The organism is Sphingomonas sp. SFZ2018-12 (assembly GCF_022496715.1).
GTDB lineage: Bacteria > Pseudomonadota > Alphaproteobacteria > Sphingomonadales > Sphingomonadaceae > Sphingomonas.
Genome location: NZ_WTFM01000001.1, coordinates 222,281 through 236,898, shown reverse-complemented (window position 1 = coordinate 236,898; position 14,618 = coordinate 222,281). Strand labels below are relative to the sequence as shown.

General features: G+C 67.7%; 15 protein-coding genes. 11 read left to right on the top strand and 4 right to left on the bottom strand.

Going from position 1 to position 14,618, the window contains the following annotated elements; translation table 11 throughout:
* Positions 1 to 93 precede the first annotated feature (93 nt).
* Complete coding sequence (locus GO308_RS01150; protein ID WP_066480589.1) at positions 94 to 276, top strand: hypothetical protein; 183 nt, start codon at positions 94 to 96, stop codon at positions 274 to 276.
* The gene (locus GO308_RS01145; protein ID WP_066549040.1) at positions 273 to 587 is read left to right on the top strand and encodes a hypothetical protein; all 315 of its coding nucleotides are present in this window, start codon (positions 273 to 275) and stop codon (positions 585 to 587) included. The genes GO308_RS01150 and GO308_RS01145 overlap by 4 nt, the downstream gene beginning before the upstream one ends.
* A 3-nt stretch (positions 588 to 590) precedes the next feature.
* On the opposite strand, the gene GO308_RS01140 is transcribed toward GO308_RS01145, so the two are convergent.
* Both GO308_RS01140 and GO308_RS01135 read right to left on the bottom strand, forming a co-directional pair.
* Entirely contained in the window at positions 591 to 1,343 is a 753-nt protein-coding gene (locus GO308_RS01140; protein WP_240883574.1) for a hypothetical protein, read from the bottom strand.
* A gap of 20 nt (positions 1,344 to 1,363) precedes the next feature.
* A complete protein-coding gene (locus tag GO308_RS01135; RefSeq protein ID WP_240883573.1) occupies positions 1,364 to 2,605 on the bottom strand; it encodes a TIGR04063 family PEP-CTERM/XrtA system glycosyltransferase in 1,242 nt (413 codons plus the stop codon).
* A 63-nt stretch (positions 2,606 to 2,668) separates the two neighbouring features.
* Here GO308_RS01135 and GO308_RS01130 point away from each other — a divergent pair, with 63 nt between their 5' ends.
* Genes GO308_RS01130 through GO308_RS01120 form a run of 3 tightly spaced genes read left to right on the top strand, consistent with a single transcriptional unit; the run spans position 2,669 to position 5,281 of the window.
* Positions 2,669 to 2,860, top strand: a complete 192-nt coding sequence (locus tag GO308_RS01130) for a hypothetical protein (RefSeq protein ID WP_240883572.1) — start codon at positions 2,669 to 2,671, stop codon at positions 2,858 to 2,860.
* The gene (locus tag GO308_RS01125; RefSeq protein ID WP_240883571.1) at positions 2,853 to 4,205 is read left to right on the top strand and encodes a putative O-glycosylation ligase, exosortase A system-associated; all 1,353 of its coding nucleotides are present in this window, start codon (positions 2,853 to 2,855) and stop codon (positions 4,203 to 4,205) included. The genes GO308_RS01130 and GO308_RS01125 overlap by 8 nt, the downstream gene beginning before the upstream one ends.
* Positions 4,202 to 5,281, top strand: coding sequence for an acyltransferase (locus GO308_RS01120; RefSeq protein WP_240883570.1), 1,080 nt, complete (start codon positions 4,202 to 4,204; stop codon positions 5,279 to 5,281). Before GO308_RS01125 ends, GO308_RS01120 begins: the two co-directional genes overlap by 4 nt.
* A gap of 27 nt (positions 5,282 to 5,308) precedes the next feature.
* On the opposite strand, the gene GO308_RS01115 is transcribed toward GO308_RS01120, so the two are convergent.
* Entirely contained in the window at positions 5,309 to 5,866 is a 558-nt protein-coding gene (locus tag GO308_RS01115; protein WP_066480352.1) for a type 1 glutamine amidotransferase domain-containing protein, read from the bottom strand.
* Positions 5,867 to 5,974: 108 nt separating this feature from the next.
* On the opposite strand from GO308_RS01115, the gene GO308_RS01110 reads away from it, so the two are divergent.
* The 3 genes from GO308_RS01110 to GO308_RS01100 all read left to right on the top strand — a co-directional run bounded on the left by GO308_RS01110 (position 5,975) and on the right by GO308_RS01100 (position 9,216).
* The gene (locus tag GO308_RS01110) at positions 5,975 to 7,009 is read left to right on the top strand and encodes a DNA topoisomerase IB (RefSeq protein ID WP_231727477.1); all 1,035 of its coding nucleotides are present in this window, start codon (positions 5,975 to 5,977) and stop codon (positions 7,007 to 7,009) included.
* A 14-nt stretch (positions 7,010 to 7,023) separates the two neighbouring features.
* On the top strand, positions 7,024 to 8,211 hold the full coding sequence (locus GO308_RS01105) for a mechanosensitive ion channel family protein (protein ID WP_066549029.1): 1,188 nt from the start codon (positions 7,024 to 7,026) through the stop codon (positions 8,209 to 8,211).
* A gap of 63 nt (positions 8,212 to 8,274) precedes the next feature.
* Positions 8,275 to 9,216, top strand: a complete 942-nt coding sequence (locus GO308_RS01100) for a phosphatase PAP2 family protein (protein WP_240883569.1) — start codon at positions 8,275 to 8,277, stop codon at positions 9,214 to 9,216.
* A 6-nt stretch (positions 9,217 to 9,222) separates the two neighbouring features.
* On the opposite strand, the gene putA is transcribed toward GO308_RS01100, so the two are convergent.
* A complete protein-coding gene (gene putA / locus GO308_RS01095) occupies positions 9,223 to 12,312 on the bottom strand; it encodes a bifunctional proline dehydrogenase/L-glutamate gamma-semialdehyde dehydrogenase PutA (protein WP_276616309.1) in 3,090 nt (1,029 codons plus the stop codon).
* 68 nt (positions 12,313 to 12,380) lie between these two features.
* Between putA and GO308_RS01090 the strand changes: the two genes are divergently transcribed.
* From GO308_RS01090 to GO308_RS01080, 3 genes are read left to right on the top strand one after another with little or no spacing between them, the layout of a single operon-like run.
* Positions 12,381 to 12,866: a MaoC family dehydratase gene (locus GO308_RS01090; protein ID WP_066549021.1), complete on the top strand. Its 486-nt coding sequence runs from the start codon at positions 12,381 to 12,383 to the stop codon at positions 12,864 to 12,866.
* Positions 12,867 to 12,879: 13 nt separating this feature from the next.
* Complete coding sequence (locus tag GO308_RS01085; protein ID WP_240883567.1) at positions 12,880 to 13,425, top strand: carboxymuconolactone decarboxylase family protein; 546 nt, start codon at positions 12,880 to 12,882, stop codon at positions 13,423 to 13,425.
* An 11-nt stretch (positions 13,426 to 13,436) separates the two neighbouring features.
* A complete protein-coding gene (locus tag GO308_RS01080) occupies positions 13,437 to 14,615 on the top strand; it encodes an acetyl-CoA C-acyltransferase (RefSeq protein WP_240883566.1) in 1,179 nt (392 codons plus the stop codon).
* Positions 14,616 to 14,618 lie beyond the last annotated feature (3 nt).

Genomic DNA, 14,618 nt, shown 5'->3' with positions numbered 1-14,618 from the left:
GGCACCATACTCGTAGGAAATTTCCTAGACAAGTTGGAAATGGCGGAACAGGACAAGAACATTGAGCGAATCGACGAGGAAAGGCTTCGCAAGATGTTGCACAGGATCGAGCGGTATCTGACCCGCACCGCGACACCCCCGACCCGATTTGGCCGGCTGGTCGCCCGCGACCCGAGGCTGGTGCTCGACATGCGGCGCGGGCGCGAGCCCGGACCGGCGATGATCCGGCGGATCGAGGCCTTTCTGGCCGCGCAGGACGAAGGGGCACCGCAATGAGCCGGGGACCGGATATCGGCACGGCGCTGGCCCGCGCGATCCTGGCCAACGCGGAACGCAACGGGGTGCAGATCGAGCCCACCCGCCACGACTGGACGCGCTGGGCGAGCGCAACCTTCACCGGCGCGCGCCATGAGCTTGGCTTCACCGCCGCTGCGTCAGCGCGGCTCGACGGCTGGCTGGCCGGGCTGGCGGAAGCCGAACTGCCGATTCGCGGGCATCTGGTCGCCGACCTGCACGTCGCCGGGGCAAAGCGCGACGCGGAGAAGGTGATTTTCGACCTCGAGGCGCTGACCGTCGAGGATCGCTGACGATCAGTGCTGGGCGGCCATCCGGCGCAAGGACGCCAGCGTTGCCTCAAGATTGCCGCGATCGCGCGGCCGCGACGATGCCGGAGCGGTCGCGGGGCGATAGGGCGGCCGTCCGCGCCGGGCCACGCCCTGTTCCAGCCGGGCGAGCAGCGCGTGAATGGTCGCTTCGGTTTCCGGCGTCGTGATCGGCGGCTCGTCCCGATATTCGGGCGCGACCGGGGCGGGTGCAGGCGGCAGTTCGAAGGTCGCGATCCGGACGCGATCCGCTGACCGTTTGGCCGGTCGCGTTCCCTTCGCATAGGCGATCAGCGGCGTTTCGAGGTCGCTGGGAAGCGGCATTTCATCGTCGCCGAACGGGTTGGCGTCGTCGGGCAACGGTTCGAGCGGCATTTTCCGGGTGGCGATCACCGGCGCGCGCACCTCCAGAAATGGCGTCCCCAGGTCGCGCGTCGCCAACACCGGCTCGCGCGCGGGCGGATCGACCCGACCGAGCAGCTTGGGCGGCGCGGCAAGCAGTCCCGCCAGTCCCCGGTGCCGGGGACGCAGCAACGCCCAGCCGCGCACAAGCGCCCAGACAAGCCCGGCAGCGATCCATGCAGCCGCGAACATCAATGCCATGCGCGCCATCAGCCCGAGCGGCGGCGCGGCGGCGGGGACGAGCGCGGACAGTCCCGACATACCCACCATCGCCTCCACGCGCGCGGCCGGCACGCTGGCGACGCATGCCGCCGCGATCGTCGCGGCGCCAACGGCCATTATCGGGACAAAGGACTGATTCAACCTGGCTGGAACGGTAAACGCGACCATGACACACCCGTTTCGGCGGCTTCGACGAGCCCTTGATAGACCGGTTGATAACGCGAAATATTTGACGACCAGTTACGCTCGCGCTCGACGAACGCGCGCGCGCGGACGCGACGCGCATCCCAGCACGGCCGATCCGCCAGCAAATCGGCAAGCGCCGTTGCGATGGCCATCGGATCGTCCGGCGCGAACAGCGTCCCGGTGTCGCCGTCGCGAATCAGTTCGCGATGACCGCCGACATCGGACGCCGCCACCAGGCGGCACTGCGCCATCGCTTCGAGCGGCTTGAGCGGGGTCACCAGGTCGGTCAACCGCATCCGCTTGCGCGGATAGGCCAGGATATCGATGACGCTGTAATAGCGGTCGACCTGATCATGCGGCACGCGACCGATGAAATGAATGTGCGCGGCCGCGGGCGACGCCGCCGCCTGGGCGCGCAGCTCGGCCTCCTGCGGGCCGCCGCCGACCAGGATCAGCCGCGCGCCGGGGCGGCGGGCGACCAGTGCGGGCATCGCCGCGATCAGATCGTCGAGCCCCTCATAGGGATAGAAGCTGCCGATGAAGCCGATCGTCTCCGCGCCCTCCAGACCCAGCTCGGCGATTAGCGCGGCATCGGGCGGCGGCGGCGCGCCGAACAGATGCAGGTCGACCCCGTTGGGCGAAACGATGATCTTGCGACCGTCCACGCCGCGCGCGACGAGGTCGCGCTTCAGCCCCTCGCAGATGACGGCCACGGCGTCGGCCCGACGCACCGCCCAGCCTTCGGCCCAGCGGGTCAGGCGATACCGCGCCGAGCCCTCACGCCCGGTGCCGTTGCCGACGGCTGCGTCCTCCCAGAACGCCCGGATTTCGTAGACGAGCGGCACGCGCAGCGTCCGTGCCGCGCGCAACGCGGCGAGCGCGTTCAGCACCGGCGAATGCGCATGCAGCACGTCCGCTCGCCACGCGCGCGCGACATCGACGATCCGGCGGGCAAAGCCGTCGATCTCCCGCCATTCGCCGAGCGGCGTCGGCGCGGGATTGGGCGCCGGCGTGCGGAAGAAGCGCAGGCCGTCGATCGTTTCCTCGCTGACCCGCATATCGCCCTGGCGCGGCCCGGTGACGCCCGCCACATCCCAGCCGCGGCCCTGCGATGCCTTCAGGATCGCGCGGGTGCGGAAGGTATAGCCGCTGTGCAGCGGCAGGCTGTGGTCGAGCACGTGCAGGATGCGCATGGCCGGTTCCCTGCCATGCCAGTGTTTAACGCCGCGATAACTCGACCCGGCCTAAACGGGGCCATGATCGACAATTTCTCGCTCGCGGTCAGCCACGGCCTGATGTTGCTGGCGGCGTGGCTGCTGCTGCGCCGGCCGGACCTGGATCGCGAGGATGCGGGCAGACGCGGTGCCCGCGCGGCACCGGGCGGGTGGCGCCGGCGCGCGCGCCCGGAAGCCGGTCCGGAAACCGGCGCGGAAGTCCGCGATGCGTGACTATTTCTTCCTGCTGTTCCTGGCGTTGATCTTCGGCGCGGGGTTCCGGCGACCGTTCCTGTTCGTGCTCGCCTATGTCTATATCGACATCGTCGCGCCGCAGCGGCTGACCTATCTGTTGCTCAATTCGATCCCGATCTCGCTGATCGCGGCGGGGCTCGCGGTCGCGGCATGGGCGGCGTTCGACGACAAACGCGACACGCGTGTCGCCCCGCGCCAGCTGGTGATGGCGATGCTGCTCGCCTATTGCTGGTACACGACGCGCAACGCCGATTTCCCGATCGAGGCGGCCGACAAATGGGACTGGGTGTGGAAGGCGCTGGCCTTCGCCATCTTCCTGCCGCTGACCTTGCGCACCCGGCTGCGGATCGAGGCGCTGCTGCTGTTCATGGTCCTGTCGGCGTCGTCGATCGTCATCGTCGGCGGCATCAAGACCTTGGCGTCGGGCGGGGGCTATGGCGCGCTCAACCTGATGGTCGCCAACAATGCCGGGTTGTACGAGGGATCGACGATCTCGACCGTCGCGATCGCGATCGTGCCACTGGTGCTGTGGCTCGGCCGCTTCGGCACGATCATTCCCGCCGACCGGCGCACCCGCTGGTTCAGCTTTGCGCTGACCTTTGCCTGCCTGCTGATCCCGATCGGCACCTCGACCCGGACCGGCGTGCTGTGCATCGCACTGCTCGCCGCGCTGATGCTGCGCGATGTACGTCGCCGCGCCGCCTATCTGGCGGGCGTCATCGTCCTGGGGCTGATCGCGGTGCCCTTCCTCCCTGCCGCCTTCACCCAGCGCGTCTCGACGATCGGCACCTATCAGGCCGACGCCAGCGCCTCGACCCGCATCGCGGTGTGGCAGTGGACGATCGACTATGCGCGCGAACACCCGCTGGGCGGCGGGTTCGAGGCCTATCGCCAGAACCGGATCCGCTATGACAAGGTGCGCGTCGAGGGCGAGGGCAACAACATTGCGGTCGCCCGCGATCTGGAGGTCGACGCGGCGCGCGCCTATCACAGCGCCTATTTCGAGATGCTGGGCGAACAGGGCTACATCGGCCTGGCGCTGTGGCTGACGATCCAGCTGGGCGGGCTGTGGCGCATGGAGGTGCTGCGCCGGCGCTATCGCGATGCCCCGGCCGGACAGGCCTGGATCGCCCCGCTCGCCACCGCGCTCCAGCACGGCCAGCTCATCTACCTGCTCGGCGCGTCGTTCGTCGGCATCGCGTTCCAGCCCTTCATGCTGATGCTGGTCGGCGCGCAGATCGGCCTCGACACCTATCTGGGCCGCATCCGGCGCGCGGCGGGATTTCGTCCGATGATCCAGCGCCGCGCCGCCACCGCGACATGAGCGGGCGCGTCGACCTGCGCGCGCTGACCAGTGCGCGCGGTATCGCCGCCTGGCTGGTGGTGCTCTATCACCTGCGCCTGTCGATCGCCGGCCTGCCGCCCACGATCGTCGCGTGGCTGGCCAAGGGCTATCTGGCGGTCGATTTCTTCTTCCTGCTCTCCGGCTTCGTGATCTGGCTGAGCTGGCACGAGCGCTTCCATGCACGCGGCTGGCGTGTCGCCGGGGAGTTCGTTCAGCGCCGCGTCGCGCGGATCTGGCCACTGCACCTGTTCATGCTCGGCTTTGCGGTGATGCTGGCGGCGTTGCTCGCGCTGACGGGTCGCGCATTGCCCGGCGAATTCGTCGTCGCCGAACTGCCGCTGCATGTCGTGCTGGTGCATAATTGGGGTTTCACCGACGATCTTGGCTGGAATGTGCCTTCCTGGTCGATCAGCACCGAGGCGGCCGCCTATCTGCTGTTCGTACCGCTCTGCCTGCTGGCGGACTGGCGACGGTGGCCAAGCTGGCTGCTGTGCGGCGTGATCGTCCTGCTCGGCATATGCCTGTGGCGCTTTTTCGCGGCGCTGGGGCATCCGACCCTGGGCCAGGACATCGCGCACACCGGACTGGTGCGCTGCCTCGTCGAGTTCGTGATCGGCACCCTCGTCGGCGCGCTTTGGCACCGCTGGCACGCCGCCTCGCGAAATGCGCTCTGGCCGGCCATTTTGCTGGGTTTCGCCGCGGTGATCGCGCTGCCCGAGCCGCTCGGCGTGCCGCTCGGCTTTGGCGCGCTCTTGCTGGCGCTCGCGCTGAGCGCCGGTGATGCGGGTCATCCCCTGGAGGGCCGGGTACTGCATTTTCTCGGTGAGATCAGCTACGCGACCTATCTCGGCCACGCCCTGATCTGGATCGCGTTCAAGCTCGCGCTGGTCCGCGATGCGAGCCATGTCCCGCCCGTGCAGATCGGCCTCTACCTCGTCCTGCTGCTCGCCGGGTCGATCCTGCTTTATCGCTGCGTCGAGCTGCCCGCGCAGCGCGCGATCAACCGCGTGAGATGGCGCCGGCAGCAGCGACAGGGCAGCGCAACCGTGCCCTGAGCGCCGCCGCCGGCGGATTGCGCGCGGTCAGGCTGGCTCCGCGCTCACCTTGGCCAGCATCTCGATGATGGCGCGATTGAACGCGGGAATGTCGTCGGGCTTCCGGCTGGTGATCAGCTGGCCGTCCACCACCACTTCCGCGTCGACGACATTTGCGCCGGCATTGGCGAGATCGGTGCGCAGCGACGGCCAGCTCGTCACGCGACGCCCCTCGACCACATCGGCCTCGACCAGCAACCAGGGCGCGTGGCAGATCGCGGCCACCGGCTTTTCATCCTGGAAGAATGCCTCGACGATTTCGACCGCGCGATCTTCCATCCGCAGCCGGTCGGGGTTGGCGACGCCGCCGGGCAGGACGAGTGCGTCGTAATCGTCGATGTCGACCTGATCGAAGGTCAGGTCGGGGGTGATTTCGCGGGCGGGCGTGTCATCGTTCACGACCCCCTTGATCGGGTCGGTATCGATCGAGGCCAGCGTGACGCGGGCACCGGCATCGAGCAGCGCCTGGCGCGGGTCGAACAGTTCGGATTGCTCGAAGCCATTGGTGGCGAGCATCAAGACATGGACATGGGACAAGTCGGTCATCGTTCATTCTCCTGCGCACTGAAAGGTCGGTCAGTGTCTGCAATGCGAACCCGCCACCGCGCCGCAGTGTTCCGGAACGAACGACGTGGTGGGACATTATTCCGACCGGTGGCCAACGAACCTGACATCTCCGTAGCGATCGATCGGCTCGTTTTCGTTGACGACGGCGCGCCGGGCATCACTCGGCGTCTCGTCCGCGGCAAATGGGGCTATTGGGACGCGCGGGGCGCGCGCATCACCGATCGGGACGAGATAGACCGACTGAACGCGGTCGCACTGCCGCCCGCCTATCAGCGCGCATGGTTCTGCCCCGATCCGCGCGGCCATATCCAGGCCACCGGCTTCGATGAAAAGGGCCGCAAGCAGTATCGCTACCACCCCGATTTCCGCGCGGCGCAGGAGGCCGCCAAGTTCGACCGCTGCGCGAGTTTCGGCGAGCGGCTGCCCCGCCTGCGCGCACAGGTCGAAGCGGATTTGAACGGCCGGGCGCTGAGCCGCGAACGCGCCATCGCCGCGGTCGTCCGGCTGCTCGATCTGGGCCGGGTGCGCATCGGCAACGAAGGCTATGCGCGCGCCAACAAGAGTTACGGCGCGACGACGCTGCGCAAGCGCCACGCCGCACTCAAAGGCCATACGCTACGGCTTCAATATCGGGCAAAGTCGGGGCGGCTGTGCGTGGTGACGCTGACCGACCGATCGCTCAGCCGGTTCGTCAAGCGGGTTCAGGACCTGCCCGGCCAGCATCTGTTCCGCTGGATCGACGCGGCGGGCGAGGCGCGCCCGGTTACGTCGAGCGACGTCAACGACTATATCCGTGCGGCGATGGGCGAAGCGTTCAGCGCCAAGCATTTCCGCACCTGGGGGGCGAGCGTCATCGCTTTTCACGCGCTTGTTCAGGCTGGCGGACGGCTGCCGCTGAAGGCGCTGCTGGAGCCGGTCGTCGCTGCGCTGGGCAACACGCCGGCGGTGGCGCGCAAATCCTATGTCCACCCCCGGCTGATCGACGCCTGTCGCGGCGTTGCGCCGCTGCCCGAGCCGCTGCTTCGCCTGCCGCGCCAAACGCGCTATCTGGAGCGGGCGGAACGTGGCCTGATCGCGCTGTTGAGGGCCGACGATCCGCAGCTTTCCGCCAAGGCTGCCTGAAAGACCGATAACGCATGACCCAGACGAACGCGGCCGCCGCCGCGACGACTTCCACCCCCATCAATCCCGAACGGCTACGCACCAGCGCCGAGCGCCTCGTGGTCGACAGTGTCACCTGGCTCGAATCCCACTGGCTCCAGATCCTGATCGCGGTCGGCATCGCTTCGCTGATCGTCGTGGCGCTATTGGTCGTTCGCGGCTGGGCGCGACGCTATTGCGAGCGCGACCAGAAGATGCTCGGCTGGGGCAAGGTGCTGGGACGCGTCGTGTCGCGGACCGGGCGCTTCTTCATCGTCATGGTCGCCGCAAAGATCGTCTCGGGCTATGCCTATGCCCCCGACGCGGTCGCGCGCACGATCGATTTCCTGTTCACCGTCGCCGCGGTGTTCCAGGCGGCGATCTGGGCACGCGAGCTGATCCTTGGCGTGATCGAGCGCAGGACGGAGAGCGAGACCTACACGCACGAATCGCTGGCCAGCGCGATCGGGATCATCCGGCTGCTGGTGACGGTGGCGCTGTTCGCGATCGCGCTGATCGTCGTGCTCGACAATCTGGGGGTCAACGTGACCGGCCTCGTCGCGGGTCTGGGTGTCGGCGGCATCGCGATCGGCCTTGCCGCGCAGGGCATCTTCGCCGACCTGTTCGCGGCGCTGTCGATCATCTTCGACAAGCCGTTCCGGCGCGGCGATGCGGTCACGCTGGATACCACGAGCGGCTCGATCGAGGCGATCGGCCTGAAATCGACCCGCATCCGCGCACTGACCGGCGAGGAAGTGGTGATCGCCAACAAGAACCTGCTCGACAAGCAGATCGGCAACAACACGCTGCGCACCCATCGCCGCCAGAAATGGACGCTTGGCCTGATCTACCAGACCCCGGCGGATCGCTGTGCGGCCGTTCCCGGCCTGCTGCGCGAAGTTGTCGAGGCGGAGGGTGGGGTGTTCGTACGCGCCGGCTTTGTCGGCTTCGGCGCATCGAGCCTCGACTTCGAGCTTGAGTTTGATACGCCCGGCGCGGACTTCGACAGTTTCTATGCCGCGCGCTCGGCGATCGGGCTGGCCATCCTGCGCCGGTTCAACGACGAAGGGCTCGACTTCGCCTATCCCACGCAGACGACCTTCACCGCGGCGCCCGACGGGACGATGGTGCTCCCCTATGCGAGCGTTCAGCCGGTCAAGGACATCAGCGCCGAGGGCGCGTGATCTTCACCCGGCGTTTACCATATCCCGCCTAGACCCTGCCCACGGATCGGCGGGCGGGGCAGCATGGACGACGCGGAACTTCGGCGCTGCCGCCAGGCGACATTGCTGAGCGCGATCGTGGCGCTGGCGGTAATGATCGCCGCGCCGATACTGACCGGCTTTCGCGTCGACCTGCTGTCCTTCCGGGCGCCAATGGTCCTGGCCGCGGTCCTCGCGCTCTTTCTCCCCTATAGCCGCTGGCGCGGCATGGCGCGGCTTTGCACCGCACTCGAATGCGGCGCGCTGACGCTGATCATGGGGCTGCCGGTGGTGGTCCTTTCCTTCGCCGCGATGCGGCTGGCCTTTCCGCTGGCGGACGCGACGCTGATCGCGGCGGATCGCGCCATCGGCTTCGACTGGGTGGCGACGGTCATCGCGGTCGACAGACTGCCGATGCTCGCGCGGCTGTTGACCTATGCCTATTCCTCCTTCGGCTTCCAGCTGCTGTTCCTGCCGATGCTGCTCGCGCTGCTGGGGCATCGCGCGCGCGCCTATCGCTTCGTGCTCGGCTATGTCCTGCTGTGTGCGATCGCGACCGCGATCGGCACCTTCTTTCCCGCGCTCGGGGCCTATGAAGGCCATGGTTTCGATCCGCGCCGGCTGCAGCATGTCGACAGCTGGTTCGGCTTTTTCTTCCTGGAGACCTTCCACGCGTTGCGCAGCGCCCCCGATTTCGTGCTGTCCGCCGAGAACACCGCCGGCATCGTCACCTTCCCCTCGATCCACGCCGGCATCGCGGCGCTGTGCGCGTGGGCGGCGTGGGACTCACGGCTGCTGCGGGCTCCGCTGCTCGTGCTCAACCTGCTGATGGCGTTCTCCGCGCTGACGAACGGGGCCCATTATCTGGTCGACGTGCTGGCCGGCCTTGCGGTCGCGGTGGTGACGATCGCGGCAGTCCAGCGGCTGACCACCGTCCGGGCGGGCGGACAGGCCGCACCCGCCATGGCCGTCCCCCGTCCGGCCTGACGCGGCTCAGCCGCCCTCGTCGAGGCTGAGCAGCGACGCATTGCCGCCCGCGCTGGTCGTGTCGACCGACACCGCACGCTCGGCGCAGAAACGCGGCAGGTAATTGGGGCCGCCCGCCTTTGGCCCGGTGCCCGACAGCCCCTCGCCCCCGAACGGCTGCACGCCGACCACCGCCCCGATCATCGACCGGTTGATATAGAGGTTGCCGACTTCCGCGCGCGCCTCCGCAATCTCGGCCGACCGCGCGATGCGGCTGTGCAGGCCCATGGTCAGGCCGAAGCCCTTGGCGTTGACCCGATCGATCGTGCGGGTCAGCTCGCCCGCCGGCCAGGTGGCGACATGCAGCAGCGGCCCGAACCACTCGGCGGTCAGATCCTCGATCGCGTGCAGCCGGATCAGCGTCGGCGGCACGAAATGCCCTTCGCCGGGCACCGGCACGGTCTTCAGCCACTCACGCTTGCGTTGCTCACGATAGGCCATCAGCCGGTCATAGGCCGCCCGGTCGATGACCGGGCCGACATCGGTGCGCGGATCACCCGGATCGCCGACCACCAGAAGCTCCATCGCGCCGCGCAGCATCTCGATAATCGGCTCGGCCACTTCCTCTTGAAGAACGAGGAGGCGCAGCGCCGAACAACGCTGACCCGCGGAGCGGAAGGCCGAGGTGATGACGTCCTGAACCACCTGTTCGGGCAGCGCGGTCGAATCGACGATCATCGCGTTGATGCCGCCGGTCTCCGCGATCAGCGGCACGATCGGCCGGTCATCGTCGGCGAGCAGGCTGCGCGCGATGCGCTTGGCGGTGGCGGTCGACCCAGTGAAGGCGACCCCAGCCACACGATGGTCGGCGACCAGCGCCGCGCCGGCTTCCGCCCCGCCGGGCAACAGCACCAGCGCATCGCGCGGCACGCCGGCCTGGTGCGCCAGCTCGACCGCACGCGCGGCGATGCGCGGCGTCTGCGGTGCGGGTTTGGCGACGACCGTGTTGCCCGCGACCAGCGCGGCGGTGTTCTGGCCGGTGAAGATGGCCAGGGGGAAGTTCCACGGCGCGATCGTCGCCCACACCCCGCGCCCCTCCATGCGCAGCACGTTGCGCTCGCCCGTCGGCCCGGGAAGCGTCATCGGGGCGAGGCGACGGCGCGCCTGCAGGGCGTAATAGCGGCAGAAATCGGCCGCCTCGCGAATTTCGCCCAGCGCGTCGGGGATCGTCTTGAACGCTTCGTGCACGCACAGCGCCATGAGTTCGGTGCGGTTCGCCTCGATCAGGTCGGCATAGCGTTCGAGGATCGCGGCGCGGGTGTCCAGCGGGGTGGCGGACCAGGCGGGGAAAGCAGCGTTGGCGCACCCAATTGCGTTTCCGACCCCGTTCGACACGGACGGAGTGGAGGATGACTGCGCTAGCCCCTCCCGTTGAGCTTCGCTCGCCTGCGGCTCAGGGGAGGCGTTGGGGTGGGAACCATCCACTCCGCGCGGCGCTTGCGGCACGGCCCTACCCCCATCCCCTCCCCTGAAGGTCAGGGGCTTAGCGGCAATCTCGCTCGCCACCTTCGCCAGCACGTCGCGCTCGGCCAGGTCCACGCCTTCGCTGTTGCGCCAATCGCCATACAGGTCGCGCGGCAAGGGAATGCTCGGGTGCCGCGATCCACCCACCGCAGCGACCTTCTCGACCGGATCGGCGAGCAGTTCCGTGTCGCTCAGCCCCGCATCCGCGAGCTGGTGGACGAAGCTCGAGTTCGCGCCATTTTCCAGCAGCCGCCGGACGAGATAGGCGAGCAGGTCGCGGTGCCCGCCGACCGGGGCATAGATGCGGCATTTATAGCCATGCTCGCGCACCAGCCGCTCATACAGGCCCTCGCCCATGCCGTGCAGCCGCTGAAACTCGAAATCGCGCGCATTGCCCGCCCATTCGATGATCGTGGCGACCGTCAGCGCATTGTGGCTCGCGAACGCGGGCGCGATGTTCGGCGCGTCAAGCATGTCGCGCGCGCAGGCGAGGTAGGAGACGTCGGTTGCCGCCTTGCGCGTGAACAGCGGATAGTCGCTCAAGCCTTCGACCTGGGTCTTCTTGATCTCGCTGTCCCAATAGGCACCCTTGACCAGCCGCACGTTCATCACCCGGCCCAGCCCGTTGGCCCAGTCGATCACCGCTCGTGCGCGCTTGCCATAGGCCTGGACCGCCATGCCATAACCGTCCCAGCCCTTCAGCTCGGGACGGCGCGCAACATGGCCGATGATCTCCAGGCTCATCGCCAGGCGCTCGCTCTCCTCGGCATCGACGGTCAGCGCGATGCCCTGCGCCGCACTTTCCGACGCCAGCTGCGCCAGCATGTCGGCGAGTTCGGGGACGCAGCGATCCCAGTTGGCAACCTCGTAGCGCGGGTGAAGCGCCGACAGCTTGACCGACACCGAATGCCCGGCGCGCGGGTCGCCGCCGACCGCGCGGATCGCGCGGAAATAGGATTCGAAATAGCGTTCGGCGTCTGCCTTCGTCCGTGCCGCCTCACCCAGCATGTCGAAGCTGGCGGTGAAGCCGGCATGTTCGGGCTTCTTCATGCGGCGCATCGCCTCGTCGATGGTGCGGCCCATCACGAAGACCTCGCCCATCATTTTCATCGCGGCACCGACCGCCTGGCGGACGAACGGCTCGCCCGCGCGGCTGAGCAGGCGCTTCAACGGCCCCGCCTCGCCCTCGCCCACCAGCGCGCGGCCGACGACCAGACCCCAGGTGGCGGAATTGACCAGCGCGCTGTTCGACTTGCCCGCGTGCGCGCGCCAGTCTGCGTCGCCCAGCTTGTCGGCGATCAGCAGGTCGGCGGTTTCGGGGTCGGGCACGCGCAGGAACGCCTCCGCCAGGCTGAGCAGCGCGACGCCTTCGGACGAATTGAGGCGATATTCCTGCAGGAACTGGTTCACCCAGCCGCGATTCTGCGCCGCGCGCAGATCGGCGATCAGCCCGCCGGCGTGATCGATCACCCGCTCACGCGAATCATGCGTCAGCCGCGCGCGGTCGATCAGCGGTTTTAGAACGTCGGGTTCGCTCGCCCGATGCAGCTGTGCCATGGAATTGCGGGTGGATGACGGTACGACTTCCGACATTTTCCTGTTTCCGGTTGGGCGGGCTTGCGGGACTGGCCCCTGACCGCCTATTTGCGTTCGCGAGCGCTATGGAACGAAAGCGCCGCGAGGGGAATGCCGTGGAGACGATCACGATCGAGCAGCTTGGCGCGCGGATCGGCAGCCTGCGGGTTTCCGACTGGATTACCGTCGACCAGGCGATGATCGACAAGTTTGCGGATGCGACCGGCGACCACCAGTTCATCCATGTCGACCCCGTCCGCGCCGCGCAGACGCCGTTCGGCGGCACGATCGCGCATGGTTTCCTGACGCTTTCGCTGCTGTCGCAGATGAGCCAGACGACCGACCAGCCGGCGATCGCCGGCGTGCGGATGGGCGTCAACTATGGCAGCGACAAGGTGCGATTCCTGTCGCCCGTCCGATCGGGCAAGCGCGTGCGCGGCCATTTCAAGCTCGTTTCTCTGGAAGAAAAGCGCCCCGGACAATGGCAGCAGATGAATGAAGTGACGGTCGAGATCGAAGGCGAAGACAAGCCCGCGCTGATCGCCGAATGGATCAGCCAGATTTTCGTATGACGGAGCGCCCCGCATGAGCCGCGTCGAACCGCTGCAACGCCCGTACCCGCCGGAGTTCGACGCGCGGATGAAGGTGCTCATGCGCGGCGCCGAGCCGCTGGTCCTGTTCACGACGCTCGCAAAGCATGCGCGGGCGTGGGAGAAGTTCGGCGGCGGCTCGCTGCTCGACCGCAATTCCCCGTTGTCGATGCGCGCGCGTGAGATCGTGATCGACCGGACGACCGCACGCTGTGGATGCGAATATGAGTGGGGCGTGCATATCGCCGGTTTCGCCGCGCATGTGGGCCTGACGCCGGAACAGATTTTCGCGACGGTCCATGGCGACGCCACCGATCCCGCGTGGCCGGCGGACGAGCAGGTGTTGATCGCCACCGTGGATGCGCTGCTGGACCACAAAAAGCTCACCGATGCCGAATGGGAGGCGGCGCGCGCGGTATTCGACGAAGCACAAGTGATCGAAATCATCCAGCTTGTTGGCTTTTATCATGGCGTGGCGCTGATCTGCGGTGCGCTCGACCTTCCCCTCGAGGCGACTGCCGTTCGCTTCCCCGCTGCCTAAGGAGAATCACCATGCGTTCAGCCGTCATCGTTTCCACTGCCCGCACCCCGATCGGGCGCGCCTATCGTGGCGGGTTCAACAATCTGCCCGCCCCCACGCTCGCCAGCCATTCGATCAAGGCGGCGGTGGAACGCGCCGGCATCGATCCCGGCGAGGTGAAGGACGTCGTGTTCGGCGCGGCGCTGCAACAGGGCACGCAGGCCGGCAATATCGCCCGCAACGCCGCGCTGCGATCGGGCCTGCCGATCTCGGTCGCGGGCATGTCGCTCGATCGCCAATGCGCTTCGGGCCTGATGGCGATCGCCACCGCCGCCAAGCAGATCATCGTCGACAACATGGACATCACCATCGGCGGCGGCGTCGAATCGATCAGCCTGGTCCAGACGCCGCAGATGCGCGTCCAGCCCGATCCCGAGCTGCTGGCGATGCACAACGACATCTACATGCCGATGCTGCAGACCGCCGAAATCGTCGCCAAGCGGTACGGCATCAGCCGCGAGCGCCAGGACGAATATGCGCTCCAGTCGCAGCAGCGCACCGCCGCCGCCCAGGCAGCGGGCAAGTTCGATGACGAGATTGTCCCGGTCACCGCGACGATGGCGATGACTAACAAGGAAACCAAGGAGGTCACCCACCACGAGGTTACGGTGACCAAGGACGAGGGCAATCGTCCCGAAACCACGCTGGCCGGGCTGAACGGCCTGCAGCCGGTGATGGGACCCGACGCGTTCATCACCGCCGGCAATGCCAGCCAGCTGTCCGACGGCAGCTCGGCTGCGGTGCTGATGGAGGAAAAGCTCGCCGAACAGCGCGGCCTGACCCCGCTGGGGCGCTATGTCGGCATGGCGGTGGCGGGCACCAAGCCCGACGAGATGGGTATCGGCCCGGTTTATGCCATCCCCGCGCTGCTCGAACGCTTCAACCTGAAGATGGACGATATCGGCCTGTGGGAGCTGAACGAAGCCTTCGCGGTCCAGGTGCTCTACTGCCAGGACGTACTGGGCATACCCAACGAGCTGCTCAACGTCGATGGCGGGGCGATCTCGATCGGCCACCCCTATGGCATGTCGGGCGCCCGGATGACCGGTCACGCACTGATCGAGGGCAAGCGCCGCGGCGCCAAATATGTCGTCGTGACGATGTGCGTCGGCGGCGGCATGGGCGCGGCGGGGCTTTTCGAGGTGCTGTAACGC

Coding starts and splice junctions, on each gene's coding strand:
- GO308_RS01150 (WP_066480589.1), top strand. CDS start 94: ATGTTGCACAGGATCGAGCGGTATCTGACCCGCACCGCGACACCCCCG.
- GO308_RS01145 (WP_066549040.1), top strand. CDS start 273: ATGAGCCGGGGACCGGATATCGGCACGGCGCTGGCCCGCGCGATCCTG.
- GO308_RS01140 (WP_240883574.1), bottom strand. CDS start 1,343: ATGGCCGTTGGCGCCGCGACGATCGCGGCGGCATGCGTCGCCAGCGTG.
- GO308_RS01135 (WP_240883573.1), bottom strand. CDS start 2,605: ATGCGCATCCTGCACGTGCTCGACCACAGCCTGCCGCTGCACAGCGGC.
- GO308_RS01130 (WP_240883572.1), top strand. CDS start 2,669: ATGATCGACAATTTCTCGCTCGCGGTCAGCCACGGCCTGATGTTGCTG.
- GO308_RS01125 (WP_240883571.1), top strand. CDS start 2,853: ATGCGTGACTATTTCTTCCTGCTGTTCCTGGCGTTGATCTTCGGCGCG.
- GO308_RS01120 (WP_240883570.1), top strand. CDS start 4,202: ATGAGCGGGCGCGTCGACCTGCGCGCGCTGACCAGTGCGCGCGGTATC.
- GO308_RS01115 (WP_066480352.1), bottom strand. CDS start 5,866: ATGACCGACTTGTCCCATGTCCATGTCTTGATGCTCGCCACCAATGGC.
- GO308_RS01105 (WP_066549029.1), top strand. CDS start 7,024: ATGACCCAGACGAACGCGGCCGCCGCCGCGACGACTTCCACCCCCATC.
- GO308_RS01100 (WP_240883569.1), top strand. CDS start 8,275: ATGGACGACGCGGAACTTCGGCGCTGCCGCCAGGCGACATTGCTGAGC.
- putA (WP_276616309.1), bottom strand. CDS start 12,312: ATGTCGGAAGTCGTACCGTCATCCACCCGCAATTCCATGGCACAGCTG.
- GO308_RS01090 (WP_066549021.1), top strand. CDS start 12,381: ATGGAACGAAAGCGCCGCGAGGGGAATGCCGTGGAGACGATCACGATC.
- GO308_RS01085 (WP_240883567.1), top strand. CDS start 12,880: ATGAGCCGCGTCGAACCGCTGCAACGCCCGTACCCGCCGGAGTTCGAC.
- GO308_RS01080 (WP_240883566.1), top strand. CDS start 13,437: ATGCGTTCAGCCGTCATCGTTTCCACTGCCCGCACCCCGATCGGGCGC.